Below are 24,971 nucleotides of genomic sequence, written 5' to 3' on the forward strand. Positions count from 1 at the left end.
CTGGGCGCTGCGCTCAGGCTTTCTTCTTGCGCGGCATCAGGTACTTCATCAGGCCCTGGAACCAGATCACCAGGGCCGGGTTGCCCTTGATCTGGATCGACTTGTCCTGAATCCCCTGCATGAACGCCAGCTGCTTGTTCTTGGCCTGCAGCGTGGCGAAGCCGTAGGCGGCATCCTTGAAGGCAATGGCGAACGCAGGCTCGGCATGGGTGCCACCCTTGCTGCGGATGCGCTGGTTGCTGACGATGAAGTGCCGGGCGATCTTGCCGTCGAGAGTCTGCAACTGGAACACCAGGTCCTTGTCCTTCAGTTGCTGCTGGAACGCCGGGTTGTTGCGGCTGGCCCGGGCCATCAGCAAACCCATGGCCCAGAGCAGAAAACGAAACTTCATATGCGCCCCTAGGCGAAAAGTGACTGAGGGGCGCAGTTTAGCTTTTTTGCGACCAAAGGCTACAGCCGTCTTCGCTTTGTTGAAGGCGACTGTATGTCAGGGTGTGCGGCCTACCGGTTGGGGTCGGCAGCCGGTACCGCATCCAGGCGCAGTTGCACCCGAGACGGAATCTTCTGCGCCGCGCCGGCCTCCAGCATCTGCTGGCGATAGCGCGCGTAGTAAGGGCCGGCTTCGCGCGAGTTGCCGTAGCCCCAGAGAATATCGGCAATGTTCAGCTGCAGCGCCCGACGCCCCTGGGCAAAGGGCTCGATGGCGCGATAGATGCGCAGCATCAGGTTGGGGTTCCAGTCGTCGCCGATCAGGTAGCCCATGTCGTTGTAGCCGGGCACGTTGTCCTGGGGCGCATGGCAGGCCATGTAGGAATCCAGGCCCATGTACACCTCTTCGGCCAGTACGGCGTGACGCGCGGGTATCTCGCGGTTCTCGCTGCTGTGCAGCAGGCCTGCGACCTTGGCCGGCTTGATGGTTTCCAGCTTGGTAGCCCAGGGCAGCTTGTTCTCCGGCTGCCAGGCGCCGTTCTGCCAACGGCCCACGCAGTACTGGGCCAGCCGCGTGGCCATCACACAACCGGTGTCCATCGCCACCATGTCGCAGCGCAGCGTGGGGGGCGTGAACTGCCGCCCCGACTGGCGCAGGCGGTAGAGCATCACGAAGCGCCCGTCAGGCGACACTGCCGAAGCGTCGCCATCGATCGCATCCCGCGCAAACTCGTGCGGGTACAAGGTGAAGCCCTTGCCATTGGCGCCTTGCCACTGCACCGCATGCCAGCCGTTCTCCTCGGCGCTCCATTTGGAGAACGAAAGCTTCGCCCCGCCTGCGCCCTCGATGGTTTTTTCGGCAGGTACTGCGGCATGGGCAGTGCCTGCCAGTGACAGTGACAACGCCAAGGCAACGGCGTGAGGGGTACGCTTCATTTCGAACCCTTGAAGATGAGGTTGAGAAAGTGGCGGTGCAGCTGCGCATTCGCGCCGATGGCCACCAGGGTCACACTGGCAGACAGTGTGCTGTAGAACAGCGCCCGCAGCGGATGCTCGGGCCACAGGTAGAAGCCGATGATCGCCGCCATGAACACCGTGGCCTGTACCTTGCCCCACACCCGTGGCAGCAGGGCGATCAGCAGGTTCATGCCGGCAAAGAACCAGAACACCATGTACATCGCTATGCCAACGGCTACCCCGCGCGACGTCAGCCCGCCGGCGTACTGCTTGTACCAGCCCACCAGCGTGCCGTTGAGCGCCACGTAGGCCACCACCGCAAACAGGTGCACCACTATCGGCAGCACCCAGCGCAGCAACTGGCGGTGGGTGACCGGGCTGTCGCCACGCCAGTGTTCGGGCAGTGGCGCCAGCCCGGGCGACGGAGGCTGGTTGTCGATGTGCGCCAGATACTCTGCCCAGCCACGCGGTGCGTTGTGGCGCAGCAGGTAGGCCTGCTGGCGGGCCTTGCCCAGGCGCAACCAGAACGGCCACCAGCAGTAACGCCAGTAGTGTTCGAAATCGCCCTGCAGGCTGCCCAGCCCCTGCGGGTCGAGCTCGGGAAAGCTGACCCAGGGCGCGGGCGGGCTCAGCGTCGGGTCTTGCAGGCATTCGCGCCAGTTTTGGGCTACAGGCATGGCTGGTCCTTGTCGGCGCGGGCGCCGCGTTTGATCATCTCCTGGGCATTGAAGTCCGCCCAGTCTGCACCGTGCGCCACCGCCTCGGTGTAGCAGGCCAGCGAGCGTGCCGGTTGGGCGGGCACGATTTCACCGCGCGCATACACGCTGCCCAGCTCGTTGAAGGCATTGCCCGAGCCCATCGCGGCGGACTGACGCAAGGCGTCGAGGGCCTTCTGCGGGTGTTTGCAGGTGTTGTCGTCGGGGCGGTACTGGCCCTCGTCGCAATAGAAGCTCGCCAGCATCAGTGCCCCTTCAGGGACAGTGGCCGACGACAGGCGCAGCAACTGCTCCAGGCGCTGGTTGCTCAGGCGCGGCGCCATGCCCGACAGGCTGATTGCCGCAGCACTGTAGGCAGCGTAGGCAGAGCCCTGGTCCACGGCATCGAGGTAGCTGTTGAGCGCAGCGATGAACAGCTGCTTGTCGATGGGCTTGATTTCACCCTGGCCCAGTTGCTCGTAGGCATCGCCGCGCAGCAGCGCACGCACGCCGGGGGCGGCATCATCGCGGGTTTTCACGCTCTTGAGCGCCTCGCTCGGCGACCAGTCCTCGACCCGCGCCAGCGCCCAGCAGTCGGCCTGCTCGAAGATGAATGCCTGCAACACCTCGCCGCGCTGGTCGCGCAGGTAAACCCGGTCGGGCAGCGCGATTTCACGGATCAGCCTGTTGGCCGCCACCCGCTCCGACGACAGCTGCGAAAGATCAGGACGCAGGGCCGGCTCGAGCTTGCGTACCACCGGTTGCGGCCCCTCGGGCCCGGCCTGGAGGCGCTGCTCGACCAGGGTATGGGCGGTAAAGTCGGCCTGCAGCTGCGCATCCTCGGCAAACGCCTTGAAAAACATCGCGAAGTCGCGGCTGGGGCAAACCGGCGCGGCCTGCGCCAGCGCACTTGCCAGCAGGCCGGCCAGCAGCATCGGGATACTCGACTTCATGGCTGATACACCGGGGGCGGGTTGATGTAGTACTCGGTTTGCGTGCAGGGGTAGTCGCTGACCCACACCAGCCACAGCCACAGGTCCCAGAAGTAGCGCACCAGGTGCTCGGGCTTGCGGCAGCGGGCCTGTTCTTCGGCCACGGTGTAGTCGGTATTGGCGATGAAGCTGTTGAGCCAGTGCGGCTCCCATTGCGGCATGGCGATGTCGAAATGGCGGTCGCGCTTGTTGAAATTGATCCAGTAGATGCCCACTTCGGCTTCATCCTCGAAGTCGCGCATGTCCAGCGACTGCAGGTCGTACAGCGGCGTGCGCCAGACCTCGCCCGGGCGCTCGCGATCGGTCACGCGCATGTAGCCCATGCCGCCGAAAGGTATCAGCCAACTGCGTGCCGGCACGTTCTGGAAACGGTAGCGCCCCGACTCGCTGACGAACGAGGTCTGGCCGGGTGCCTCGATCAGCGCGTGAATCTGATAGCCCACCCACGCCAGCACGCCCAGCACCACCAGCCAGCGCCACAGTTGCTGCTTTACGGTCGGGCTGCTCATTTACGCCTCAGCCAGTGCGAGATCAGCACCGCCGACAGGCTGAGGCCGCCCGCCAGGCAACTGAAGAAATACGCCCGCACCGGGTGCTCGGGCAACAGCCACCAGAGGATCAACACGATTTGCGCGGCCACCAGCCAGTACTTGAGCTTCCAGTTGGTCAACAGGGGCAGCACCACATTGAGCGGCACGAACACCCACATCACCAGGAACACAATGCTGCCGGAGGACACGCCACGGGCGGTAAAGCCGCCGTAGTGGCCCTTGTACCAGTCCACGGCAATATCGTTGAGCACCCCGTAGAGCACGATGGCCAGTGCATGCAGGGCGACATTGATCAGCAGTTGTCGCTTCATTTGGGCGGCGTTCCTTGCAGCGCATTGCACCAGCTGCGCACATCGTCACGGTCGAACGCCGGGCAGTGATTGTCCTTGGCGATATAGCGATAGGGGTGAGCGGGCTCATGCGTGAAGTGGTAGTAGTAACGGTCGTCCTCGCCGTACAGCCAATAGTTCGATGAGCCCTGGGACACCTGATACGGCTCGAAACTCAGCAGCGACGATTCGGCGGGGATGAAGTTGTCGCGGTCCATCAGCAGCATCAGCAGGTTGCCGAACAGCGGCGTGCCCACCCCCAGCGCCAGCACGGCCACCAGTATCACCCCGATTACTGCCTTCATCACGGTACCTGGGTATTCATGCAGTAGGTGCCCACACCGTGCAGCAGCACCACCGACAACAGGCAGCCAAACGTCAGCAGCCTAACCCAGCGCGTGTTGCGCTGGCGCTCGCCGAGGTTCAGCAGCAAGGCGAACAGGCACAGGATGGCCAGGCTGCCGAACAGGTTGCTGTCGGCGAGACCTGCCAGGTAATTCTTCAGCTCAAGATCCATTGCACAGGCGCCTTTGCGCCGCCAGCAGCAGCGCGGTCAGGGTGACGAAAAAATAGCCGGCGCCCAGCAGGTAGGGCACAAAGGCCACCCACATCAGCATCAGGCCCAACCCGGCGATACGACCGGTGAGCAGGTAGACCAGGCCATACAGCACCCAGGGCAGTGCGTAGAAAGGGACGCACCACAACGGCGCCCACCACAGGTGCCGAGGCGCCAGGTGCAGGCGGCGGCTGGCCCACAGCGCGAACAGGGGGTAACCAAGCAGGCCGAAGCCCAGCAGGTAGATTTGCAGGAACGGCTCGAAACCGGCCACGCGCAGGCCGTACTGGTAGACATCCAGGCACAGCAGCGAAACCAGGCATACCCAGGGTAACCAGACGTAGAAGCGATAGGGGGGCGCACAGCTCACAGGCATGAGCCGAACGATTCGATGAATGATGAGTTGCCCATGCCGCTCCCTCCCTGGAACACCGCCGCGCGGGTGTGGGCGGCGGCGTATGCTAGTCACAAGCACGGGGCACGGCAATAGCGCACTGCACGGTGGGTTCCTCGCCGGCAACGCCGGCTCCTGCAGACGGCGATTATCTCCTGCAGGCGCCGGCATTGCCGGCGAAGAGCCGCCACACAAACAAGAACGGGCACCTTGTAGGGGTGCCCGCTCTTCAATGCAATCAGTAGCCCACGGCCTTACGGATTGACGCTGTCCTTGAGGAACTTGCCTGGTTTGAACGCCACGGTGTTGCTGGCCTTGATCTTCACCGGCTCGCCCGTCTGAGGGTTCTTGCCGGTGCGCGCGCCACGGTGGCGCTGCAGGAACGTGCCGAAGCCTACCAGGGTGACGCTGTCTTTCTTGTGCAGCGCGTTGGTGATTTCTTCCAGTACGGCATTGAGCACGCGGTTGGCCTGCTCCTTGGTAAGGTCGGCTTTCTCGGCAATGGCTGCGGCGAGTTCTGGTTTACGCATGGTGAAGCCCCTCTGACGGATTTTTTGTTGTTATGCCGTGCTGCCTTGCAGGCAGCGCCTAAGGCACCGCAGGCTCTAAACTGCGGCAGACGGGTGTGAGAATGGCACGCCGCCAGTGGCCGCGCCAGTCTCTGGGCGGCCATTGTTCAGGCAATGGCAGGGTATATCCGACAGAACGACAGCTATTTATGCCAGCAACGGCGGAAGTTGACGGTTCAGCGCCAGCTTTTCCATCACTGCCGTACCGGTCAATACATAGCCCAGCAGTTGGCCATCGGCATCCCGGCAGAGCACCTTGATGTCGCTGCCCTGCCCTTCGACCTGCCACTGGCCTTCGCGGGCGCGTGGCGGCGGCGAAACGACCAGCGGGCATACCGGGGTCTTCACCGTGATGGGCATAGGCCCGTAGCTGACCACCGTCGGATTGCCCGCCAGGGTCTGCGCCAGCGCGCGCGCGCAGGCCATCAGCGGCATCACGTACAGCAGGTTGATGCCGTCGACCTCGGCACAGTCGCCCAGGGCATGGATATTGGCGTGCGAGGTGCGCAGGTGGCGGTCGACCACCACCCCGCGATTGACCTGCAGGCCAGCGGCGGCAGCCAGGTCGATGCGGGGGCGCAGGCCGATGGCCGATACCACCAGGTCGCAGACGATCACACTGCCATCGGACAGATGCGCTTGCAGGGCATCGGCCGAACGTTCCAGGCGGGTCAGCACCGGGCCCAGGTGAAAGCGCACACCAAGCCCTTGCAGCCCAGCCTGCACAGCAGCCGCGGCGGCCGGGTGCAGCAGGGTCGGCATGACCTGCTCGCAGGGGGCGACGATGTCGATCTCGAAGCCACCCAGGTGCATGTCGTTGGCGAACTCGCAGCCGATCAGCCCGGCCCCCAGAATCAGTACCCGGCGCTTGCCGGCCGCCGCGGCGCGAAAGCGCGCGTAGTCTTCGAGGTCGTTGATCGGGAAGATCGCATCGGCTGCGTCGCCCTGCACCGGCACCTGGATGGTCTGCGCGCCCAGCGCCAGCACCAGGTCGCGGTACGGCACCTGCTCCTCGCCGATCCACAGGCGCTTGTGGCCCGGGTCGATGCCACTGATGCGCGTATGGGTGCGTACCTGGGCCTTGAGCTGCTCGGCCATGGCCCCCGGCTCGGCCATGCTCAGGCCGTCGGCGTCCTTGTCCTTGGCAAAGCCGGTGGACAGCATCGGCTTGGAATACGAGCGACCATCATCGGCGCTGATCAGCAGCAACGGCGTCTCGCCGTCGAGCTTGCGAAATTCGCGGGCGAGGTTGTAGCCCGCCAGCCCCGTACCGACAATCACCACCGGATCGCTCATGCCTTCATCCCTTCCCTGTATAAAAAATGATCAGTTGATTTCGATCATCTCGAAATCCATCTTGCCCACGCCGCAGTCCGGGCACAGCCAGTCTTCCGGCACGTCCTGCCACAAGGTGCCCGGCGCAATGCCGTCATCCGGCCAGCCATCGGCCTCGTTGTAGATAAGCCCGCATACCACGCATTGCCACTTCTTCATGATCGCTCTCCCTCCAGTAATCCAGACGCACATCGGTTGTGATCATTACAGTCTTGGCGCTGCATGGATCGTCAGGGGGCTTTGTACTGAGGCTGGTGGCGCGATGCAAGCGCAACCGGCAAACATGCTAAGCTCGGCGCCTCACTGGCTTGTAACCGCATACCTACCGTGCCGTACGAAACCTCGCAAGTGCCCGCGCCACACTGGCTGCAGCAGCAAACGCCGCTGGCCGCAAGCGCCGACCCCCTTACCGCCGACTGGCTGTTCGACCAGGGCTCGTTGACCCGCCGCCTGACCCGATTATCCGCCGATCACTTCAGCGTGACCCCCCTGTACGAGGGCTGGCAGCCGCTGCGCGCCGACGAGTGCACCAGCCTCGGCCTGGCCCCGGGCAGCGAAGGCTGGGTGCGCGAGGTGTACCTGCGCGGGCATGGCCAGCCGTGGGTGTACGCACGCAGTGTGGCCGCGCGCAGCGCCCTGCGGCAGGGCGGCCTGGACATGGAAGCGCTGGGCAGCCGTTCGCTGGGCGAGTTGCTGTTCTGCAGCCCCGGGTTTGCCCGCCAGGCCATCGAGGTGTGCCACTACCCTGCCGCCTGGTTGCCCCGCGAGCAGCGCCATGACGGCCTGTGGGCACGCCGTTCGCGGTTCGACCAGGGTGAACTGAGCATCCTGGTGGCCGAGATCTTCCTGCCTGCCCTGTGGCAGGCCACCGATACCCGCCTGGAGGACCGCTGATGTACCTGAGCCTGCTCAAGTCGCTCAATCGCCTGCACCCCCGGGCGTGGGACTTCATCCAGCTCAGCCGCATGGACAAGCCGATCGGCATCTACCTGCTGCTGTGGCCCACCCTCACGGCAGTATGGATCGCGGCCAAGGGCACGCCCACCGTGGCCAACGTGCTGATCTTCCTGTTCGGCGTGGTGCTGATGCGCGCCGCGGGCTGCGCGATCAACGATTTTGCCGACCGCAAGGTCGACGGTCACGTCAAGCGCACCGCCGAACGCCCGCTGGCGGCCGGACGCATCAGCGGGCGCGAGGCGCTGGTCCTGTTCGCGACCCTGGTGGGGCTGAGTTTCGTGCTGGTGCTGTGCACCAATGCGCAGACGGTATGGCTGTCGTTCGGCGCCGTGGCGCTGGCAGCCTGCTACCCGTTCATGAAGCGCTACACCTATTACCCGCAGGTGGTGCTGGGCGCGGCCTATTCCTGGGGCATCCCCATGGCCTTCACCGCCGCCACCGGCGAGCTGCCGGCCATCGCCTGGCTGCTGTACATCGCCAACCTGCTGTGGACCGTGGGCTACGACACCTACTACGCGATGGTCGACCGCGACGACGACCTGAAGATCGGGGTCAAGTCCACCGCGATCCTGTTCGGCGAAGCCGATCGCGCCATCATCCTGACCTTGCAGCTGCTGTCGCTGGGCTGCCTGCTGATGGCCGGCAACCGCTTCGAGCTGGGTGGCTGGTTCCACCTGGGGCTGGTAGGCGCGGCGCTGTGCTTCGCGTGGGAATACTGGTCGACCCGCAGCCTGGATCGCGACGCCTGCTTCAAGGCCTTCCTGCACAACCACTGGGCCGGGCTGCTGGTGTTCATCGGCGTGGTACTGGACTACGCCCTGCGCTAGCCGCCCCCGGGGGCGGCCGCGCAAGGCCGGCCTCATGGCTTGGCGGCGTGCCAGACGTCCTTCATGCCGTCGCCGGTCATGTCACCGCCCTTCTTGTCCTTGACGAAGGTGTACAGCGGCTTGCCATCGTAGGCCCACTGCATCGAGCCGTCTTCGCGCTTGATCTGCGTCCACTTGCCCTCGGCGGCGTCGCCCGCCATGGCCTTGAGGGGCGGCCAGTTCTTGGCGCAGTCGTCATTGCACATGGATTTGCCGCCGGCATCCTTGTCGAAGGTGTACAGCGTCATGCCGGCAGAATCGACCAGCACGCCGTTCTTCTCCATCCCCGGCGCGGCCGCTGCCACCCCCGGCAGGGCCAGTGCTGCAACAGCAAAGAGAGCCATCCAGTTCAGCGTATGTCGTGTCATTGGATTCACCGTTTTTGGTGATGGGTGGGAGCTAAAGCCTAGCTCAGCCAAGGAATGTTGCCGCCAGGCCACACGACCTGTCACACGACTGCAATAATTCCGTTATCTAATGCGGGCCAAGACACCTTAATGGGAAGAGGTTTGAGCATGGTTGGCAGGAACATTCTGATCGTTGACGACGAGGCGCCGATTCGCGAGATGATCGCCGTTGCATTGGAAATGGCCGGCTACGACTGCCTGGAGGCGGAAAACTCGCAGCAGGCCCATGCCATCATCGTCGACCGCAAGCCCGACCTGATCCTGCTCGACTGGATGCTGCCGGGCACTTCGGGCATCGAACTGGCGCGGCGCCTCAAGCGCGACGAGCTGACCGGCGACATCCCGATCATCATGCTCACCGCCAAGGGCGAGGAAGACAACAAGATCCAGGGCCTGGAAGTCGGCGCCGACGACTACATCACCAAGCCGTTCTCCCCGCGCGAACTGGTGGCCCGCCTCAAGGCCGTGCTGCGCCGTGCCGGCCCCAGTGATGGCGAGGCCCCGATCGAGGTCGGCGGCCTGCTGCTCGACCCGATCAGCCACCGCGTGACCATCGACGGCAAGCCTGCCGAGATGGGCCCTACCGAATACCGCCTGCTGCAGTTCTTCATGACCCACCAGGAGCGCGCCTACACCCGTGGCCAACTGCTCGACCAGGTATGGGGCGGCAATGTGTACGTGGAGGAGCGCACCGTCGACGTGCATATCCGCCGTCTGCGCAAGGCGCTGGGTGAAGCCTACGAAAATCTGGTACAAACCGTGCGCGGCACGGGATACCGGTTCTCAACCAAGAGTTGAGAACACGGCAAGCTACAAGCCTCAAGTAAGAGCAAAAGCAAACGCAGATCCGCTTCAATCTTGCAGCTTGCAGCTTGCAGCGGGTCCTAAGGACCCACCGTGAACCAAAACTGGCATGGCACCCTGATTCGCCACATGCTGCTGCTGACCACCGTCTGCCTGCTGGCAGGGCTGATCAGCGGCCATTACGGCTGGAGCCTGGCCCTGGGCCTTGGCGTGTATCTGGGCTGGACCCTCAAACAGCTGCTGCGCCTGCACGACTGGCTGCGCCAGCACAAACCCGACGAGGCCCCGCCCGACGGCTATGGCCTGTGGGGCGAGGTGTTCGACAGCATCTACCACCTGCAACGCCGCGACCAACGCGTGCGCGGGCGCCTGCAGGCAGTGATCGACCGCGTGCAGGAGTCCACCGCCGCCCTCAAGGACGCGGTGATCATGCTCGACAGCGACGGCAACCTGGAGTGGTGGAACCGCGCCGCCGAGACCCTGCTGGGGCTCAAGACCCCACAGGACAGCGGCCAGCCGGTCACCAACCTGGTGCGCCACCCGCGCTTCAAGGAGTACTTCGAACAGGAGAACTACCTCGAACCGCTGGAAATCCCCTCGCCCATCAGCGACCGCCTGCGCATCCAGCTGCACATCACCCGCTACGGCAACAACGAACACCTGATGCTGGTGCGCGACGTGACCCGCATCCACCAGCTCGAACAGATGCGCAAGGACTTCGTCGCCAACGTCTCCCACGAGCTGCGCACGCCACTGACGGTGATTGCCGGGTACCTGGAGACCCTGCTCGACAACGTCGAGGAGGTGAACCCGCGCTGGGTGCGGGCCCTGACCCAGATGCAGCAGCAGGGCGTGCGCATGCAGACACTGCTCAACGACCTGTTGCTGCTGGCCAAGCTGGAGGCCACCGACTACCCCTCCGACAATCAGCCGGTGGCCATCGACAGCCTGCTGCAGTCGATCAAGGGCGATGCCCAGGCCCTGTCCGGCCAGCGCAACCAGCGCATCACCCTGGACGCCGAGCCGGGCGTGCGCCTCAAGGGCAGCGAGGCGGAACTGCGCAGCGCGTTCTCCAACCTTGTGTTCAACGCCGTCAAGTACACCCAGGATGAGGGCCAGATCCGCATCCGCTGGTGGGCCGACGCCCAGGGCGCGCACCTGAGCGTGCAGGACTCGGGCATCGGCATCGACCCCAAGCACCTGCCACGCCTGACCGAGCGTTTCTACCGCGTCGACTCCAGCCGCAACTCCACCACCGGCGGCACCGGCCTTGGCCTGGCGATCGTCAAGCACGTACTGCTGCGCCACCGCGGCCGGCTGGAGATCAGCAGCGTACCGGGCCACGGCAGTACCTTTACCTGCCATTTCGCCCCCGTTCAGGTGGCAACCCGCACCGTTTCCTGAGCGACCGCCCTTTAAATTTGCGCAGTCAGCCGCTACATTGGCTGACTCGCGCCAGTACCTGCTGGCATTGCCACACTCCCTTATTTCAGAAGACGGACCCCGTAAAACTCCATCATGGACCCTTCCCCTGGTATCACCCTCGCTTCACTGTTCGCCGATTTCGGCATGATTCTTTTTGCTCTGCTGCTGGTTCTGCTCAACGGATTCTTCGTTGCGGCCGAGTTCGCCATGGTCAAGCTGCGCTCGACCCGGGTCGAGGCGATTGCCGGCAAGAACGGCTGGCGCGGGCATATCCTGCGTACCGTACACAGCCAGCTGGACGCCTACCTGTCGGCCTGCCAGCTGGGCATCACACTGGCCTCGCTGGGCCTGGGCTGGGTCGGCGAGCCGGCCTTCGCGCACCTGCTCGAGCCGCTGCTGGCGGCGGTGGGCGTGCAATCGCCCGAAGTCATCAAGGGCGTATCGTTCTTCAGCGCCTTCTTCGTGATCTCCTACCTGCACATCGTGGTCGGCGAGCTGGCGCCCAAGTCCTGGGCCATTCGCAAGCCCGAACTGCTGTCGCTGTGGACGGCGGTACCGCTGTACCTGTTCTACTGGATGATGTACCCGGCCATCTACCTGCTCAACGCCAGTGCCAACGCCATCCTGCGCATCGCCGGCCAGGGCGAGCCCGGCCCGCACCACGAGCACCATTACAGCCGCGAGGAACTCAAGCTGATCCTGCACTCCAGCCGGGGCCAGGACCCCAGCGACCAGGGTATGCGCGTACTGGCCTCGGCGGTGGAGATGGGCGAACTGGAGGTGGTCGACTGGGCCAATTCCCGTGAAGACATGGTCAGCCTCGACGCCCATGCGCCGCTCAAGGAGATCCTCGCGATGTTCCGCCGGCACAAGTTCAGCCGCTACCCGGTGCTCGACGCCGAAAGCGGCGAATTCGTCGGCCTGCTGCACATCAAGGACCTGCTGCTGGAACTGGCCGCGCTGGACCACCTGCCCGAGTCGTTCAACCTGGCCGAGCTGACCCGCCCGCTGGAACGCGTATCGCGCCACATGCCGCTGTCGCAGCTGCTGGAGCAGTTCCGCAAGGGCGGCGCGCACTTTGCCCTGGTCGAAGAGGCCGATGGCAAGGTGATCGGCTACCTGACCATGGAAGACGTGCTCGAAGTGCTGGTGGGCGACATCCAGGACGAACACCGCAAGACCGAGCGCGGTATCCTCGCCTACCAGCCCGGCAAGCTGCTGGTGCGCGGCGACACCCCGCTGTTCAAGGTCGAGCGCCTGCTGGGCGTGGACCTGGACCATATCGAGGCCGAAACCCTTGCTGGCCTGGTCTACGAGACGCTCAAGCGCGTACCGGAAGAAGAAGAGGTGCTGGAGGTCGACGGCCTGCGCATCATCATCAAGAAGATGAAAGGACCCAAGATCGTGCTGGCCAAGGTGCTCAAGCTCGATTGACGCGCCTTACGGGTTGCCGGCGGTAAAGCTCGGCAGCCCGCCGATGGGCTGGTTGAACTGGTACGGGATCGACTCCAGCGCCAGCCCCACGTTGCGCTGCACCACGAAATGCAGGTGCGGCCCGCTGCTGTTGCCGGTGTTGCCGGACCTTGCCAGCGGCGTGCCATAGGCCACCCGCTGGCCTTCGCTGACCACCACCGACCCGCGCATCAGGTGCAGGTACACGCCCATGGTGCCGTCGGCATGCAGAATCCGCACGAAATTGCCTGCCGGGTTGGTACCGCGCCCGCTCTGGGTGTTTTCCGTCTTGATCACCACCCCTGCCCGCGCCGCAATGATCGGCGTGCCTTCGGGCATGGCGATGTCCATGGCATAGCGGCCCTTGGGGCCGAAGTGGCTGTAGGTGCCATTGGGGCCCTGGGAGAGGCGGAACGGGCCGCCGCGCCAGGGGAACGGGTAGCGATAGGCCTGGGTGCGCTGGGCGGGGTTGCCCAACGTGTAGTTGAACTGCTCGCGGTAGCTGACCGGGGTACCGGGCTTGCGCGCACCGAGGGCAGTGAGCAGCAGCGTGGAACGGGCCGGCACCACCCGCCGGACGATGCGCGGCGCCAGGTTCTGCACGTTGCCCAGGCGCTCCAGGCGCAGTTCCACTTCGACCGGGGCGTGCAGCTCGTTGCGGGCACTGAAACGCACGCCGTCGGCGTACTTGCTGACCTGCAACTGCACCTGCTGGCCCAACTGCTCGACCATGCGATCACGGAACACCAGTGCGCGGGCGCCGGGGCTGGGGCGATCGGAATAGGACACCACGCCGTCGGCGTCGGTGTTCTTGTAGATGGTCATGGCCCAGCTCGGGCCGGCAGCCAGCAACAGGGCGCAGAACAGCAGCAGGTGTGGCGGCATCGGTAGTGGCCATCTGACAGGTTAGCTGTGAGCAAGCCTAGCAGGGGAATATGGAGGGCGTGTTGCGGGGAGTGATGCGGGGTATGGCAGGCGATCAGTGGTGTGTCCTTCGCCGGCAAGGCCGGCTCCTACGGCTGTAGGAGCCGGCCTTGCCGGCGAAGAGGCTGCGAGCAGCAAAGGGCCTGTCAGGCCCCCGGCACGAAGTGCTTGAGCGCCGTACCGCGAGCAATCAGCCGCGACAGGTAGTCGAGCTTCTGCGCATCCTGGTCGACAAAGCGGAAGGTCAGCTGCAGCCAGTCGCTGTCCGGCTTGGATTCCACCGCCACCACCGCATGCAGGTACCCGTTGAGCCGCGCGATCTCGGCATTGTCGCCCTGCTCCAGGTCCAGCACCGCGCCTTCCAGGATCTGCGGAAGCACTTCGCCACGGCGTACCACCAGCAAGGCTTCCTTCAGGCTCAGGGCCTTGATCACGCAGGCCTGGTTGCCGCTGGACAGGCGCAGCTGGCCCTGTCCGCGGCCCGCCGGCGCCGCCGCCTTGGCCGCGCCCGGTTGCGGCGCATTGATCAGTGGCTTGGCCGCCGCCACCGGGGCCGCGGCTGGGGCGGCCGGGCGCACGGTCTCGGCCTTGCCGCCGGTCAGGGCCGACAGCGAGTCATTGGCAAACGCGGAGGTGGCGCGGGTGGGCGCACTGGCCATCAGGGTATCGAGCTTGCCCAGCTTGGTCAGCGCCTTCTTCACCTTGGTCAGCAACTGCTCGTTGGTGAACGGCTTGCCGACAAAGTCCGACACACCGGCCTGGATCGCCTGCACCACGTTTTCCTTGTCGCCACGGCTGGTCACCATGATGAACGGCATGGCCTTGAGCGCTTCGTGCTGGCGGCACCAGGTCAGCAGCTCCAGGCCCGACATCTCGGGCATCTCCCAGTCGCACAGCACCAGGTCGAAACGCTCGCGCTCCAGCAGCACCTGGGCCTTGCGACCGTTGACCGCGTCCTCGATGACCATGCCGGGGAAGTAATTGCGCAGACACTTTTTCACCAGGTCACGGATAAACGGCGCGTCATCCACGACCAGAACACTGACTTTACTCATCGCCACTCCTTCAAGACCCGGCTAGCATAACGTTGACTGATGGCCATTTGCCAAGACTTCGCTCATGCCGGGGCTCCGTCAAATCATTCGCGGGTGCGTGCTGTTGCGCTGCCGCAAACGAAAACGCCCGGCCAAGGCCGGGCGTTCATTCTCGGGGCAGTCCTATTTATCGTCAGGTTTGCCCGGAACATTAGCTTTTTCGCCGTTGCCGTTGCCCTCGACTTCTTCCTTCATTCGCTTCAGGCCCAGGTGACGCACGTCGGTACCGCGCACCAGGTAGATCACCAGCTCGGCGATGTTGCGCGCGTGGTCGCCGATGCGCTCCAGCGAACGCAGCGCCCAGATCACGCTCAGTACCCGCGAGATCGAGCGCGGGTCTTCCATCATGTAGGTCACCAGCTCGCGCAGGGCAGTCTTGTACTCGCGGTCGATGGTCTTGTCGTACTGCGCCACCGACAGCGCCAGCTCGGCATCGAAGCGGGCAAAGGCGTCGAGCGCGTCGCGCACCATGTTGCGTACCTGGTCGCCGATGTGACGCACCTCCACGTAGCCGCGCGGCGACTCGCCTTCTTCGCACAACTGGATGGCGCGGCGGGCGATCTTGGTCGATTCGTCGCCGATGCGCTCCAGGTCGATCACCGACTTGGAAATGCTGATGATCAGGCGCAGGTCCGACGCCGCCGGCTGGCGCCGGGCCAGGATGCGCACGCACTCCTCGTCGATGTTGCGTTCCATCTGGTTGATCTGCTCATCGACTTCGCGCACCTGCTGGGCCAGGCCCGAATCGGCCTCGATCAGCGCGGTGACGGCGTCGTTGACCTGTTTCTCGACCAGGCCGCCCATTGCCAGAAGATGGCTGCGAACCTCTTCAAGTTCGGCGTTGAACTGCTGGGAGATGTGATGGGTAAGGCTGTCTTTGTCGATCATGAGAAATCCTTGGCGCGTCCGGTAAGTGCTGTCAGGCGGCGTTCAATCGTTGAATCCTAGCCATACCGACCGGTGATGTAGTCTTCGGTCTGCTTCTTCGCCGGGTTGGTGAACAGGGTGTCGGTGTCACCGTATTCCACCAGCTTGCCCATGTACATGAACGCGGTGTAGTCCGAAACCCGCGCGGCCTGCTGCATGTTGTGGGTCACGATGACGATGGTGTACTTGGACTTGAGTTCGTAGATCAGCTCTTCGACCTTGAGCGTGGAAATCGGGTCCAGCGCCGAGCACGGTTCGTCGAGCAGCAGCACCTCAGGCTCCACCGCGATGGTACGGGCGATCACCAGGCGCTGCTGCTGGCCGCCGGACAGGCCCAGGGCCGAGTCGTGCAGGCGGTCCTTGACCTCCTCCCACAGTGCGGCGCCCTTGAGTGCCCACTCCACGGCTTCATCCAGTACACGCTTCTTGTTGATGCCCTGGATGCGCAGGCCGTACACCACGTTCTCGTAGATGGTCTTGGGGAACGGGTTGGGCTTCTGGAACACCATGCCCACGCGGCGGCGCAGCTCGGCCACGTCCTCGCCCTTGCGGTAGATGTTGTTGCCGTCGAGGTTGATCGCGCCTTCCACCCGGCAGCCGTCGACCAGGTCGTTCATGCGGTTGAAGGTGCGCAGCAGGGTCGACTTGCCGCAGCCCGAGGGGCCGATGAAGGCGGTCACGCGCTGCTTGGGAATGTTCAGGCTGACATCGAACAGCGCCTGCTTCTCGCCGTAGAACAGGCTCAGGCCCGGCACTTCGATGGCCACGGTCTCGTCGGCCAGCTGCAGGCTCTGCTTGGTGCGACCCAGGGCGGACATGTCGATGCCGTGGGTGTGGGATTCATGCTGCATGGTAAGACTCCATACGCTATCAATTTCGTTTCATCGTACCGCCCGGCACAACACACGGGCGGCGCTTGCAATAAGGGGTATCAGCTGTCCAGCGCCTTGTACTTCTCGCGCAGGTGGTTGCGTATCCATACCGCCGAGAGGTTGAGCGTGGCGATCACCATCACCAGCAGCAGCGCCGTGGCGTACACCAGCGGCCGCGCGGCCTCGACGTTGGGGCTCTGGAAGCCGACGTCGTAGATGTGGAAGCCCAGGTGCATGATCTTCTGGTCCAGGTGCAGGTACGGGTAGTTGCCGTCCACCGGCAGCGACGGCGCCAGTTTCACCACACCCACCAGCATCAGCGGCGCCACCTCGCCCGCGGCACGGGCCACGGCCAGGATCATGCCGGTCATCATCGCCGGGCTGGCCATCGGCAGCACGATCTTCCACAGCGTCTCGGCCTTGGTCGCACCCAGGGCCAGCGAGCCCTCGCGCACGGTCCGCGGGATCCGCGCCAGGCCTTCTTCGGTGGCCACGATCACCACCGGCACCGCCAGCAGCGCCAGGGTCAGCGAGGCCCACAGCAGGCCCGGGGTACCCAGGGTCGGCGCCGGCAGTGCTTCGGGGAAGAACAGGTGGTCGAGCGAGCCGCCCAGCACGTACACGAAGAAGCCCAGGCCGAACACGCCGTAGACGATCGCCGGCACGCCGGCCAGGTTGTTCACCGCGATGCGGATCAGCCGGGTCACCGGGCCCTGGCGGGCATATTCACGCAGGTACACCGCCGCCAGCACGCCGAACGGGGTGACGATCACGGCCATGATCAGGGTCATCATCACGGTGCCGAAGATCGCCGGGAAGATCCCGCCCTCGGTGTTGGCTTCACGCGGGTCGTCGCTGAGGAACTCCCACACCTTGGCGAAGTAGGTGCCCAGCTTGGTGAAGTTGTTCATGGCGTTGGGCTGGTAGGCGTGCACCACCTTGTCGAGGTTGATCTCGACTTCGCGGCCATTGCCGTCACGGGCCACCAGGCTGTCGCGGCTGAACTCCTGGTGCAGCTTGCCCAGGCGGTCCTCGATGGCCTTGTAGCGGTTGTTCAGCTCGGCGCGCTCGGCATCCATGTCGGCCTGCGCTACAGGGGTCAGCTTGCCTTGCAGTTCCAGCTTGCGGGCTTGCAGGCGCAGGCGCTCAAGGCCATGGTTGATCGCACCGATGTCCTTCTTCTCGAGCTTCTGCAGCTCGCCGGCCAGGCCGGCAGCACGCTTGAGGCGTGCCTGCAGCTCGTTCCAGGCGGCCTGCCCTTCGGCAACCACCTTGCCGTTTTCCTTGACGCTGACCAGGTAGCCGTAGAAGTTGCCCCACTCGCGGCGCTCCAGGGCGATCAGGTCGACCGGCTTCTGCTGGTCCACCAGCCAGTCGCCGACCACCCAGGTGAAGTCACTGCCGTTGAGGTCGCGGTTGCCGACCTTGATCAGCTCGCGGGTCATGAACTCCGGACCGTTGTCGGGTACCGGCAGGCCGGCCCCCTTGAGGCGTGCCAGCGGCACCTCTTCCTTCTGCACCACTTCGCCGATGACGATGTGGTTGGCCTGACCCGGCACGTTGTAGCTGGCCTGGATCAGGTCGGCCGGCCAGAAGTGCGCCAGGCCGCGCACAGCGATCACGGAGAGCAGACCGATGGTCATGATCACCGCGATGGACACCGCGCCACCGCTTATCCAGACGCCAGGGGCGCCGCTCTTGAACCAGCTCTTGAGGGAATCCTTTTTCACGGATCTCTACCTTTCTATCAAAGCGACGAGTATTTCTTGCGCAGACGCTGGCGAATCAGCTCGGCCAAGGTGTTCATCACGAAGGTGAACATCAGCAGCACCAGCGCGGCGAGGAACAGCACGCGGTAGTGGCTGCCACCGACTTCCGATTCGGGCATCTCCACCGCGACGTTGGCCGCCAGGGTGCGCATACCTTCGAACAGGTTCATTTCCATGACCGGGGTGTTGCCCGTGGCCATCAGCACGATCATGGTTTCACCCACCGCGCGGCCCATGCCGATCATCAGCGCCGAGAAGATGCCCGGGCTGGCGGTCAGGATGACCACGCGGGTCAGGGTCTGCCACGGCGTGGCGCCGAGTGCCAGCGAGCCCAGGGTCAGGCTGCGCGGCACGCTGAACACGGCGTCCTCGGCAATCGAGTAGATGTTCGGGATGACCGCAAAGCCCATGGCGATACCGACCACCAGGGCGTTGCGCTGGTCGTAGGTGATGCCCAGGTCATTGGTGATCCACAGGCGCATGTCGCCGCCGAAGAACCAGGTTTCGAGGAACGGGCTCAGGGTCAGCGCACCCCAGCCGGTGAACAGGATCACCGGGATCAGGATCGCCGCTTCCCAGCCATCCGGCACACGCAGGCGGATCGACTCCGGCAGGCGGCTCCAGATGAAGCCAGCCAGCAGGATGCCGAACGGCATCACCACGAACAGGCTGAACACACCGGGCAGATGCCCTTCCAGGTACGGCGCCAGGAACAGCCCGGCGAAGAAGCCGAGGATCACCGTGGGCATCGCCTCCATCAGCTCGATCACCGGCTTGACCTTGCGGCGCATGCCCGGGGCCATGAAGTAGGCGGTGTAGATCGCTGCGGCAATCGCCAGCGGTGCGGCCAGGATCATCGCGTAGAACGCGGCCTTGAGCGTACCGAAGGTCAGTGGCGACAGGCTCAGCTTGGGCTCGAAGTCGGTGTTCGACGCGGTGGACTGCCAGACGTACTTGGGCTCGTCGTAGTTCTCGTACCAGACCTTGCTCCACAGCGCACTCCAGGACACTTCCGGGTGCGGGTTGCGCAGGCTGGCCGGGATCAGCTTGCCGCCCTCTTCGACGAACAGGCGGTTGGCCCGTGGCGACAGTGCCAGCACGCCGGCGCCTTCGGCCATCGGCTCCACCAGCAGGGTGCGGTGCGCGGTGCTGTGGAACACGCCGAGCTTGCCGCTGGCATCCAGTGCCACGAAGCCCTTGCGGCGCTCTTCGGCATCGATCTGCACGATCGGCGCCTTGCCCATCTGGAAGGTACGGATCTGCTTGAAGCGCTGTTCGCCGTCCGGGTCGCGGGCCATGAACCACTGGGCCAGGCCACCCTTGGAGTCACCGATGATCAGCGAGATGCCGCCCACCAGCTGGGCGCTGGCGGTGACTTCGGCATCGGCGTCGTCGAGCAGCTTGTAACGACCGTTGAGGCTCTTGTCGCGCAGGCTGAACACATCGGCCTGGGCCCGCCCGTTGATCACGTACAACCACTGCTGGCGCGGGTCGATGAAGATCGCCTTGACCGCCTCGGTCATCTGCGGCAATTCGATGTGGTTCTGCTCGCTGGTGACTTCGCCGGTCATCATGTTTTCTTCGCGGCTCAGTTGCAGTACCTGCAACTGCGCACCGCTGGAGCCGGCCACCACCAGGGTGTCGCCATTGACGTTCAGGCTCACGTGCTCCAGCGCACGGCCCGAATCGCCGAGGGCGAACGGTTGCTGGCCATAGGGGTAGTCGATGGCCGGGGTGATGGTCTTGTGGTTGTCCGGGTAGGTGATCTTGTAGCTGTGGCTGAACACCAGTGCCTGGCCGTTGGACAGGCCCAGCACCACCAGCGGGTTGCCCGGCTGGTCGGCGCCGATCGAGGTCACCTGGGTGCCGGCCGGTACCGGCAGGTCGACACGCTTGAGCTCGGCACCGGTCTTGGTGTCGAAGAACAGCGCCTGCCCCTTGTCCGAGACGCGCATGCCGACCAGGTTCTGCTCTTCGAGCGCGATCATCAGCGGCTTGCCGGCGTCCTGGGTCAGCCAGGCCGGGGTCATGGCCTTCTTGGTGGTCAGTTCGGCGCCTTGAAACAGCGGCACCACCACGTAGGCCAGGTAGAAGAAGATCAAGGTGATCGCCGCCAGCACGGCGAGCCCGCCCACCAGTACATACCAGCGGGTCAGGCGGTCCTTGAATGCACGCAGGCGACGCTTGCGTTGCAGCTCGGGCGTATTGAAATCAATCCGCACGGGGGGAGAATTTTGGGTCATGGTGGAGTTGGCCAGATCATTCATGCGCTCACCCTAGCGGTCCCGTATGACAAAAACATGACAATGCAGTGACGCAAAAAAGCCCGCCGCTCAGGCATGCCTGGCAGCGGACTCGCAATTTGCAGCGCGGCCCGCACAGATGCAGGGCGCGCCCGTTCACACTCAGTTTGCAGCGACGCCTTTGGCGGCGTGGTTCAGGCCCAGGTCGGCCAGCGCTTTCTCGGCCACTTTGGCGGGCAGCGGGATGTAACCGTCTTTCACCACGACCTGTTGACCGGCCTGCGACAGCACCAGCTTGACGAACTCGGCTTCCAGCGGGGCCAGAGGCTTGTTCGGGGCCTTGTTGACGTAGACGTAGAGGAAACGCGACAGCGGGTAGGTACCGTTCAGGGCGTTGGCTTCGTTGTCTTCGACGAACGCGCCGCCTTCCTTCTTGGCCAGGGCCACGGTTTTCACGCTGGCGGTCTTGTAGCCGATGCCCGAGTAACCGATACCGTTCAGCGAGCTGCTGATCGACTGCACGACGGACGCCGAGCCAGGTTGTTCGTTGACGTTAGGCTTGAAGTCGCCTTTGCACAGGGCTTCTTCTTTGAAGTAGCCGTAGGTGCCGGATACCGAGTTGCGACCGAACAGCTGGACCGGCTTGTTGGCCAGGTCGCCGGTCACGCCCAGGTCGCCCCAGGTTTTCACGTCGGCCTTGGCACCGCACAGGCGGGTGGAGGAGAAGATGGCGTCGACCTGAGCCATGGTCAGGCCCTTGATCGGGTTGTCCTTGTGCACGAACACGGCCAGGGCGTCGACGGCGACCGGGATGGCGGTCGGCTTGTAGCCGTACTTCTGTTCGAACGCCTGCAGCTCGACGTCTTTCATCTTGCGGCTCATCGGGCCCAGGTTGGCGGTGCCTTCGGTCAGCGCGGGTGGCGCGGTGGAGGAGCCGGCGGCCTGGATCTGGATGTTTACGTTCGGGTATTCCTTCTTGTAGGCCTCGGCCCACAGGGTCATCAGGTTGGCCAGGGTATCGGAACCGACGCTGGAGAGGTTGCCCGATACGCCGGTGGTTTTGACGTAGGTCGGAATAGCAGGATCAACAGCGGCAACTGCGTTGGCAGTCGCAACGCCAGCGGCGGCAAAGGTCAGGGCCGCCATCAAACGCTTCAGTTTCATGCCTTACTCCTAGCAGGAATTGGGGGTAGATGGATCGGGCCCAAGTATCTGCAGGCCGTATGACTACTCTATGAACTGAATGTGACAATTAGATGAAAGGCCATCACCTCGTTCGAGGGATGGCCTTTATAGCGGACGCGGGGCGGGGTTTCAGCGCTTGGTGAGCAGCAGGTAGATGCCTACCAGCAGGCCCAGGGTGCAGATGCCGGCGACATAGTAGGCCGGGCCGAGCGGGCTGAACTTCATCAGCGAGGTGACCATGATCGGGGTCAGGCCACCGAAGATCGCGTAGGCCAGGTTGTAGGAAAACGACAGGCCGCTGAAACGCACCACCGGCGGGAAGGCGCGCACCATCACGTAAGGCACCGCACCGACGATGCCCACGCACAGCCCGGTAACGGCGTACATCGGGTACAGCCACTCAGGGTGCGCCGCCAGGTTGTGGTAGAAGCTCCAGGAGCTGGCCAGCAGCGCCAGGCTGCCGACGATGAACACGCGCCCGGCGCCGAAGCGGTCGGCCAGGCGCCCGGCCACGATGCAGCCGATGCTCAGCAGCACGATGGCCAGGCTGTTGGCCTTGAGGGCCTCGGTGGCGCTGATGCCGTAGAGGGTCTGCAGCACGGTCGGGGTCATCAGGATGACCACGATGATGCCGGCCGACAGCAGCCAGGTCAGCAGCATCGACAGTACGATGGCGCCACGGTGGTCACGCAGCACCGCGCGCAGCGGCACTTCCTCGGCCAATGCCTTGCGCTGCTGCATCTCGGCGAAAACCGGGGTTTCGTGCAGCCAGCGGCGCAGGTACACCGAAAACAGGCCGAACACGCCGCCGAGCAGGAACGGGATCCGCCAGGCGTAGTCGCTCAGTTGCTCGGGGGTGTACACGGTGTTGATCAGGGTCGCGACCAGCGAGCCGAGCAGGATGCCCGAGGTGAGGCCCGCCGTCAGCGTGCCGCAGGCGTAGCCGATGTTGCGCGCCGGCACGTGTTCGGACACGAACACCCAGGCACCCGGCACTTCACCGCCAATGGCGGCGCCCTGGATCACGCGCATCAGCAGCAACAGGATCGGTGCCCACATGCCGATCTGCGCGTAGGTGGGCAGCAGGCCCATGATCAGGGTCGGCACGGCCATCATGAAGATGCTCAGGGTGAACATCTTCTTGCGCCCCAGCAGGTCGCCGAAGTGGGCCATCACGATGCCGCCCAGCGGGCGCGCCAGGTAGCCGGCAGCGAAGATGCCGAAGGTCTGCATCAGGCGCAGCCACTCGGGCATGTCGACCGGAAAGAACAGCTTGCCCACCACCGCGGCGAAGAACACGAAGATGATGAAGTCGTAGAACTCCAGCGCCCCGCCCAGGGCGGAGAGCGACAGGGTCTTGTAGTCACTGCGGGTGAGCGGCCGCGAGGGCTGCTCTATGGAGGGGGGCACGGAGGTCATCGAAGCGTCTCTTATTGGCAAATCAGGCCGCGGCAGCGCTGGCCCCGGCCTGTCAGGAGGTCGAACGATAGCAAATTGTTCGAAAAAGCACATGGATCGACATAATCGGGGCAGATAATCATGACCGCATGGTCGTCGCCCCACGCGCGGCTCTATATACTGGCCGCTCGTATCAAACGGTTACGCCTTGTGTGGGATGTTGTGCGAAAACGCCGCTAGGTATGCTTAGTCGGTTTCGCAGAGTTTCCCTTCGCCGCACGGCAGAGCGAAGCAGCGTAGTATGTTCGTGCTGAATCGTTTTTCGCGGCGTCCGCACCAGCGCAAACCAACGAAGCGTTACGGGTCAGAGGCACCCCCGGCATGATTGAACTCGAACAAGAAGATCCTATTCCGCAAGGCGACCTTGCCTTGCAGATCACCGCATTGCCCCGTGAAACCAACGGTTTCGGCGATATCTTCGGCGGCTGGCTGGTCGCCCAGATGGACCTGGCCGGCACGGCCATGGCCAGTCGAGTCGCGGGCGGGCGCGTCGCCACCGTGGCGATCGACCGCATGGCCTTTCTGGTGCCGGTGGCGGTGGGCGCGCAATTGTCCTTCTATACCCAGACCCTGGAAATCGGCCGCAGCTCGATCCAGATGATGGTCGAGGTGTGGAGCGACGACCCGCTGAGCAGTGAATGGCGCAAGGTCACCGAGGCGGTGTTCGTGTTCGTCGCCATCGACGGCAGCGGCCGCACCCGCTCGGTGCCGCCTCGTCGCTGAGCCTGGGGCGCGCTAAACTCGAGGGTCTGCGCGAGGTCCAAGACCTCGTAGGCCACCCTTCGAGAGCAACGCATGTCCACATCCAAGGTAGAAGTCGAACAGCATGGCGAGCTTGCCTGCTGGCGTATCACCACGCCTCGCGCCGAGCTGCTGATTGCCCAGCAGGGCGCACAGGTGCTCAGTTACCAGCGCGTGGGCGAGCCGCCGCTGCTGTGGCTCAGCGATCAGGCGATCTTCAGGCAGGGCAAATCGGTGCGCGCCGGTGCCCCGGTGTGCTGGCCCTGGTTCGGCAACCTGCAACGCAACCCAGCGGCCGTACAGGCCATGTTCCACGGCGCCGAGGCCCCGGCCCACGGGCTGGTGCGCGGGCGTGACTGGCAGTTGCTGGGTATCGACAGCAGTGCGGATTCGGTACGCGTGGACTTCACGCTGCCCCAGGCGTTGGGAGAGCTGCCCGGCTGGCCGCACACGGTGGAACTGAAACTGAGCATCGTGCTCGGCGAGGAACTGGCGCTGACCCTCGACAGCCACAACCTGGGCAATGGCAGCGTCACCCTCAGCCAGGCGCTGCACAGCTACTTTGCAGTCAGCGACGTGCGTGGCGCGCGAGTTGAAGGCGTGGACGGGCTGGCCTACATCGAGACGCTGGCAGACTGGGAGCAACGCACCCAGCAGGGCGACCTGGGGTTTGCCGGGGAAACCGACCGCATCTACCTGCAGACACCTGAGCGTCTGAGCATCGTCGACCCGGGCTGGAACCGGCGTATCACCCTGCGTACCCAGGGTTCGCGTTCGGCGGTGATCTGGAACCCATGGGTGGACCGCGCCGCGCAGCTCACGGACATGGCCGATGACGGCTGGCAGCGGATGCTGTGCATCGAGACGGCGAACGTGTGGGATGACGTGGTGGAACTTGCGCCCGGGGCGACCCATTCGCTGAGTGTCAGTATCGGCAGCGAACCGCTCTAGACCGCTATCGCGGGTCAAGCCCGCTCCCACCGGGCATTGCACTGATCATGAGGGCAGCACTGTACCTGTGGGAGCGGGCTTGACCCGCG

28 protein-coding genes are annotated in these 24,971 nt (G+C 64.5%); 7 read left to right on the top strand and 21 right to left on the bottom strand.

The window, feature by feature from the left end; translation table 11 throughout:
• Positions 1-13 precede the first annotated feature (13 nt).
• The 12 genes from NP552_RS15265 to NP552_RS15320 all read right to left on the bottom strand — a co-directional run bounded on the left by NP552_RS15265 (position 14) and on the right by NP552_RS15320 (position 6,966).
• Complete coding sequence (locus NP552_RS15265; protein WP_274096878.1) at positions 14-391, bottom strand: helicase; 378 nt, start codon at positions 389-391, stop codon at positions 14-16.
• A gap of 110 nt (positions 392-501) precedes the next feature.
• Positions 502-1,365 carry a hypothetical protein gene (locus NP552_RS15270; protein ID WP_088513976.1) on the bottom strand — a complete coding sequence of 288 codons (864 nt, stop codon included), beginning with the start codon at positions 1,363-1,365 and terminating at the stop codon, positions 502-504.
• A complete protein-coding gene (locus tag NP552_RS15275; RefSeq protein WP_274096879.1) occupies positions 1,362-2,063 on the bottom strand; it encodes a hypothetical protein in 702 nt (233 codons plus the stop codon). Before NP552_RS15275 ends, NP552_RS15270 begins: the two co-directional genes overlap by 4 nt.
• A complete protein-coding gene (locus NP552_RS15280; protein WP_274096880.1) occupies positions 2,054-3,034 on the bottom strand; it encodes a sel1 repeat family protein in 981 nt (326 codons plus the stop codon). Before NP552_RS15280 ends, NP552_RS15275 begins: the two co-directional genes overlap by 10 nt.
• Positions 3,031-3,582 carry a hypothetical protein gene (locus tag NP552_RS15285; RefSeq protein ID WP_052504257.1) on the bottom strand — a complete coding sequence of 184 codons (552 nt, stop codon included), beginning with the start codon at positions 3,580-3,582 and terminating at the stop codon, positions 3,031-3,033. The genes NP552_RS15280 and NP552_RS15285 overlap by 4 nt, the downstream gene beginning before the upstream one ends.
• Positions 3,579-3,935 (bottom strand): hypothetical protein, encoded by a 357-nt coding sequence (locus tag NP552_RS15290; RefSeq protein ID WP_043861556.1) that lies wholly within the window; start codon positions 3,933-3,935, stop codon positions 3,579-3,581. Before NP552_RS15290 ends, NP552_RS15285 begins: the two co-directional genes overlap by 4 nt.
• Positions 3,932-4,258 (bottom strand): hypothetical protein, encoded by a 327-nt coding sequence (locus tag NP552_RS15295; protein ID WP_274096881.1) that lies wholly within the window; start codon positions 4,256-4,258, stop codon positions 3,932-3,934. Before NP552_RS15295 ends, NP552_RS15290 begins: the two co-directional genes overlap by 4 nt.
• Positions 4,258-4,470, bottom strand: coding sequence for a hypothetical protein (locus tag NP552_RS15300; protein ID WP_078481444.1), 213 nt, complete (start codon positions 4,468-4,470; stop codon positions 4,258-4,260). Before NP552_RS15300 ends, NP552_RS15295 begins: the two co-directional genes overlap by 1 nt.
• Positions 4,460-4,885 carry a hypothetical protein gene (locus NP552_RS15305; RefSeq protein WP_274096882.1) on the bottom strand — a complete coding sequence of 142 codons (426 nt, stop codon included), beginning with the start codon at positions 4,883-4,885 and terminating at the stop codon, positions 4,460-4,462. Before NP552_RS15305 ends, NP552_RS15300 begins: the two co-directional genes overlap by 11 nt.
• 272 nt (positions 4,886-5,157) lie before the next feature.
• Positions 5,158-5,433, bottom strand: a complete 276-nt coding sequence (locus NP552_RS15310) for an HU family DNA-binding protein (RefSeq protein ID WP_008366879.1) — start codon at positions 5,431-5,433, stop codon at positions 5,158-5,160.
• A gap of 186 nt (positions 5,434-5,619) precedes the next feature.
• Positions 5,620-6,768 carry an NAD(P)/FAD-dependent oxidoreductase gene (locus NP552_RS15315; RefSeq protein ID WP_054916465.1) on the bottom strand — a complete coding sequence of 383 codons (1,149 nt, stop codon included), beginning with the start codon at positions 6,766-6,768 and terminating at the stop codon, positions 5,620-5,622.
• 30 nt (positions 6,769-6,798) lie between these two features.
• Entirely contained in the window at positions 6,799-6,966 is a 168-nt protein-coding gene (locus NP552_RS15320) for a rubredoxin (protein WP_007954349.1), read from the bottom strand.
• 168 nt (positions 6,967-7,134) lie between these two features.
• On the opposite strand from NP552_RS15320, the gene NP552_RS15325 reads away from it, so the two are divergent.
• Both NP552_RS15325 and ubiA read left to right on the top strand, forming a co-directional pair.
• Complete coding sequence (locus NP552_RS15325) at positions 7,135-7,701, top strand: chorismate--pyruvate lyase family protein (protein WP_058541952.1); 567 nt, start codon at positions 7,135-7,137, stop codon at positions 7,699-7,701.
• A complete protein-coding gene (ubiA, locus tag NP552_RS15330; RefSeq protein WP_054916464.1) occupies positions 7,701-8,591 on the top strand; it encodes a 4-hydroxybenzoate octaprenyltransferase in 891 nt (296 codons plus the stop codon). Before NP552_RS15325 ends, ubiA begins: the two co-directional genes overlap by 1 nt.
• Positions 8,592-8,623: 32 nt before the next feature.
• On the opposite strand, the gene NP552_RS15335 is transcribed toward ubiA, so the two are convergent.
• On the bottom strand, positions 8,624-8,998 hold the full coding sequence (locus NP552_RS15335; RefSeq protein ID WP_043861550.1) for a COG4315 family predicted lipoprotein: 375 nt from the start codon (positions 8,996-8,998) through the stop codon (positions 8,624-8,626).
• 147 nt (positions 8,999-9,145) lie between these two features.
• On the opposite strand from NP552_RS15335, the gene phoB reads away from it, so the two are divergent.
• From phoB to NP552_RS15350, 3 genes are all read left to right on the top strand, one after another.
• Positions 9,146-9,835, top strand: coding sequence for a phosphate regulon transcriptional regulator PhoB (gene phoB, locus NP552_RS15340; protein WP_028942483.1), 690 nt, complete (start codon positions 9,146-9,148; stop codon positions 9,833-9,835).
• A gap of 135 nt (positions 9,836-9,970) precedes the next feature.
• Entirely contained in the window at positions 9,971-11,245 is a 1,275-nt protein-coding gene (gene phoR, locus NP552_RS15345) for a phosphate regulon sensor histidine kinase PhoR (RefSeq protein WP_213085772.1), read from the top strand.
• Between the two features lie 114 nt (positions 11,246-11,359).
• On the top strand, positions 11,360-12,700 hold the full coding sequence (locus tag NP552_RS15350; RefSeq protein ID WP_043861548.1) for a hemolysin family protein: 1,341 nt from the start codon (positions 11,360-11,362) through the stop codon (positions 12,698-12,700).
• Between the two features lie 6 nt (positions 12,701-12,706).
• Here NP552_RS15350 and NP552_RS15355 read toward each other — a convergent pair whose 3' ends face one another.
• The 8 genes from NP552_RS15355 to NP552_RS15390 form a co-directional block, all read right to left on the bottom strand.
• Positions 12,707-13,603 (bottom strand): peptidoglycan DD-metalloendopeptidase family protein, encoded by an 897-nt coding sequence (locus NP552_RS15355; RefSeq protein ID WP_054916463.1) that lies wholly within the window; start codon positions 13,601-13,603, stop codon positions 12,707-12,709.
• 185 nt (positions 13,604-13,788) lie between these two features.
• A complete protein-coding gene (locus NP552_RS15360) occupies positions 13,789-14,697 on the bottom strand; it encodes a response regulator (RefSeq protein WP_088513972.1) in 909 nt (302 codons plus the stop codon).
• 162 nt (positions 14,698-14,859) lie between these two features.
• Positions 14,860-15,624, bottom strand: coding sequence for a phosphate signaling complex protein PhoU (gene phoU, locus NP552_RS15365; protein ID WP_043861545.1), 765 nt, complete (start codon positions 15,622-15,624; stop codon positions 14,860-14,862).
• A gap of 56 nt (positions 15,625-15,680) precedes the next feature.
• Positions 15,681-16,514, bottom strand: coding sequence for a phosphate ABC transporter ATP-binding protein PstB (gene pstB, locus NP552_RS15370; RefSeq protein ID WP_043861544.1), 834 nt, complete (start codon positions 16,512-16,514; stop codon positions 15,681-15,683).
• An 80-nt stretch (positions 16,515-16,594) separates the two neighbouring features.
• Positions 16,595-18,265, bottom strand: coding sequence for a phosphate ABC transporter permease PstA (gene pstA, locus NP552_RS15375; RefSeq protein WP_274096883.1), 1,671 nt, complete (start codon positions 18,263-18,265; stop codon positions 16,595-16,597).
• A 17-nt stretch (positions 18,266-18,282) separates the two neighbouring features.
• Positions 18,283-20,571 carry an ABC transporter permease subunit gene (locus NP552_RS15380; protein WP_043861542.1) on the bottom strand — a complete coding sequence of 763 codons (2,289 nt, stop codon included), beginning with the start codon at positions 20,569-20,571 and terminating at the stop codon, positions 18,283-18,285.
• A 138-nt stretch (positions 20,572-20,709) separates the two neighbouring features.
• A complete protein-coding gene (locus tag NP552_RS15385; RefSeq protein ID WP_043861541.1) occupies positions 20,710-21,711 on the bottom strand; it encodes a phosphate ABC transporter substrate-binding protein PstS in 1,002 nt (333 codons plus the stop codon).
• A gap of 150 nt (positions 21,712-21,861) precedes the next feature.
• Positions 21,862-23,151 carry an MFS transporter gene (locus NP552_RS15390; RefSeq protein ID WP_043861540.1) on the bottom strand — a complete coding sequence of 430 codons (1,290 nt, stop codon included), beginning with the start codon at positions 23,149-23,151 and terminating at the stop codon, positions 21,862-21,864.
• A gap of 360 nt (positions 23,152-23,511) precedes the next feature.
• Here NP552_RS15390 and NP552_RS15395 point away from each other — a divergent pair, with 360 nt between their 5' ends.
• Both NP552_RS15395 and NP552_RS15400 read left to right on the top strand, forming a co-directional pair.
• Positions 23,512-23,913, top strand: coding sequence for an acyl-CoA thioesterase (locus NP552_RS15395; RefSeq protein ID WP_009402429.1), 402 nt, complete (start codon positions 23,512-23,514; stop codon positions 23,911-23,913).
• Between the two features lie 72 nt (positions 23,914-23,985).
• Positions 23,986-24,882, top strand: coding sequence for a D-hexose-6-phosphate mutarotase (locus tag NP552_RS15400; protein ID WP_078481440.1), 897 nt, complete (start codon positions 23,986-23,988; stop codon positions 24,880-24,882).
• Positions 24,883-24,971 lie beyond the last annotated feature (89 nt).

Origin of the sequence: Pseudomonas sp. 8209 (assembly GCF_028682105.1) — a bacterium.
Classification (GTDB): domain Bacteria; phylum Pseudomonadota; class Gammaproteobacteria; order Pseudomonadales; family Pseudomonadaceae; genus Aquipseudomonas; species Aquipseudomonas palmensis.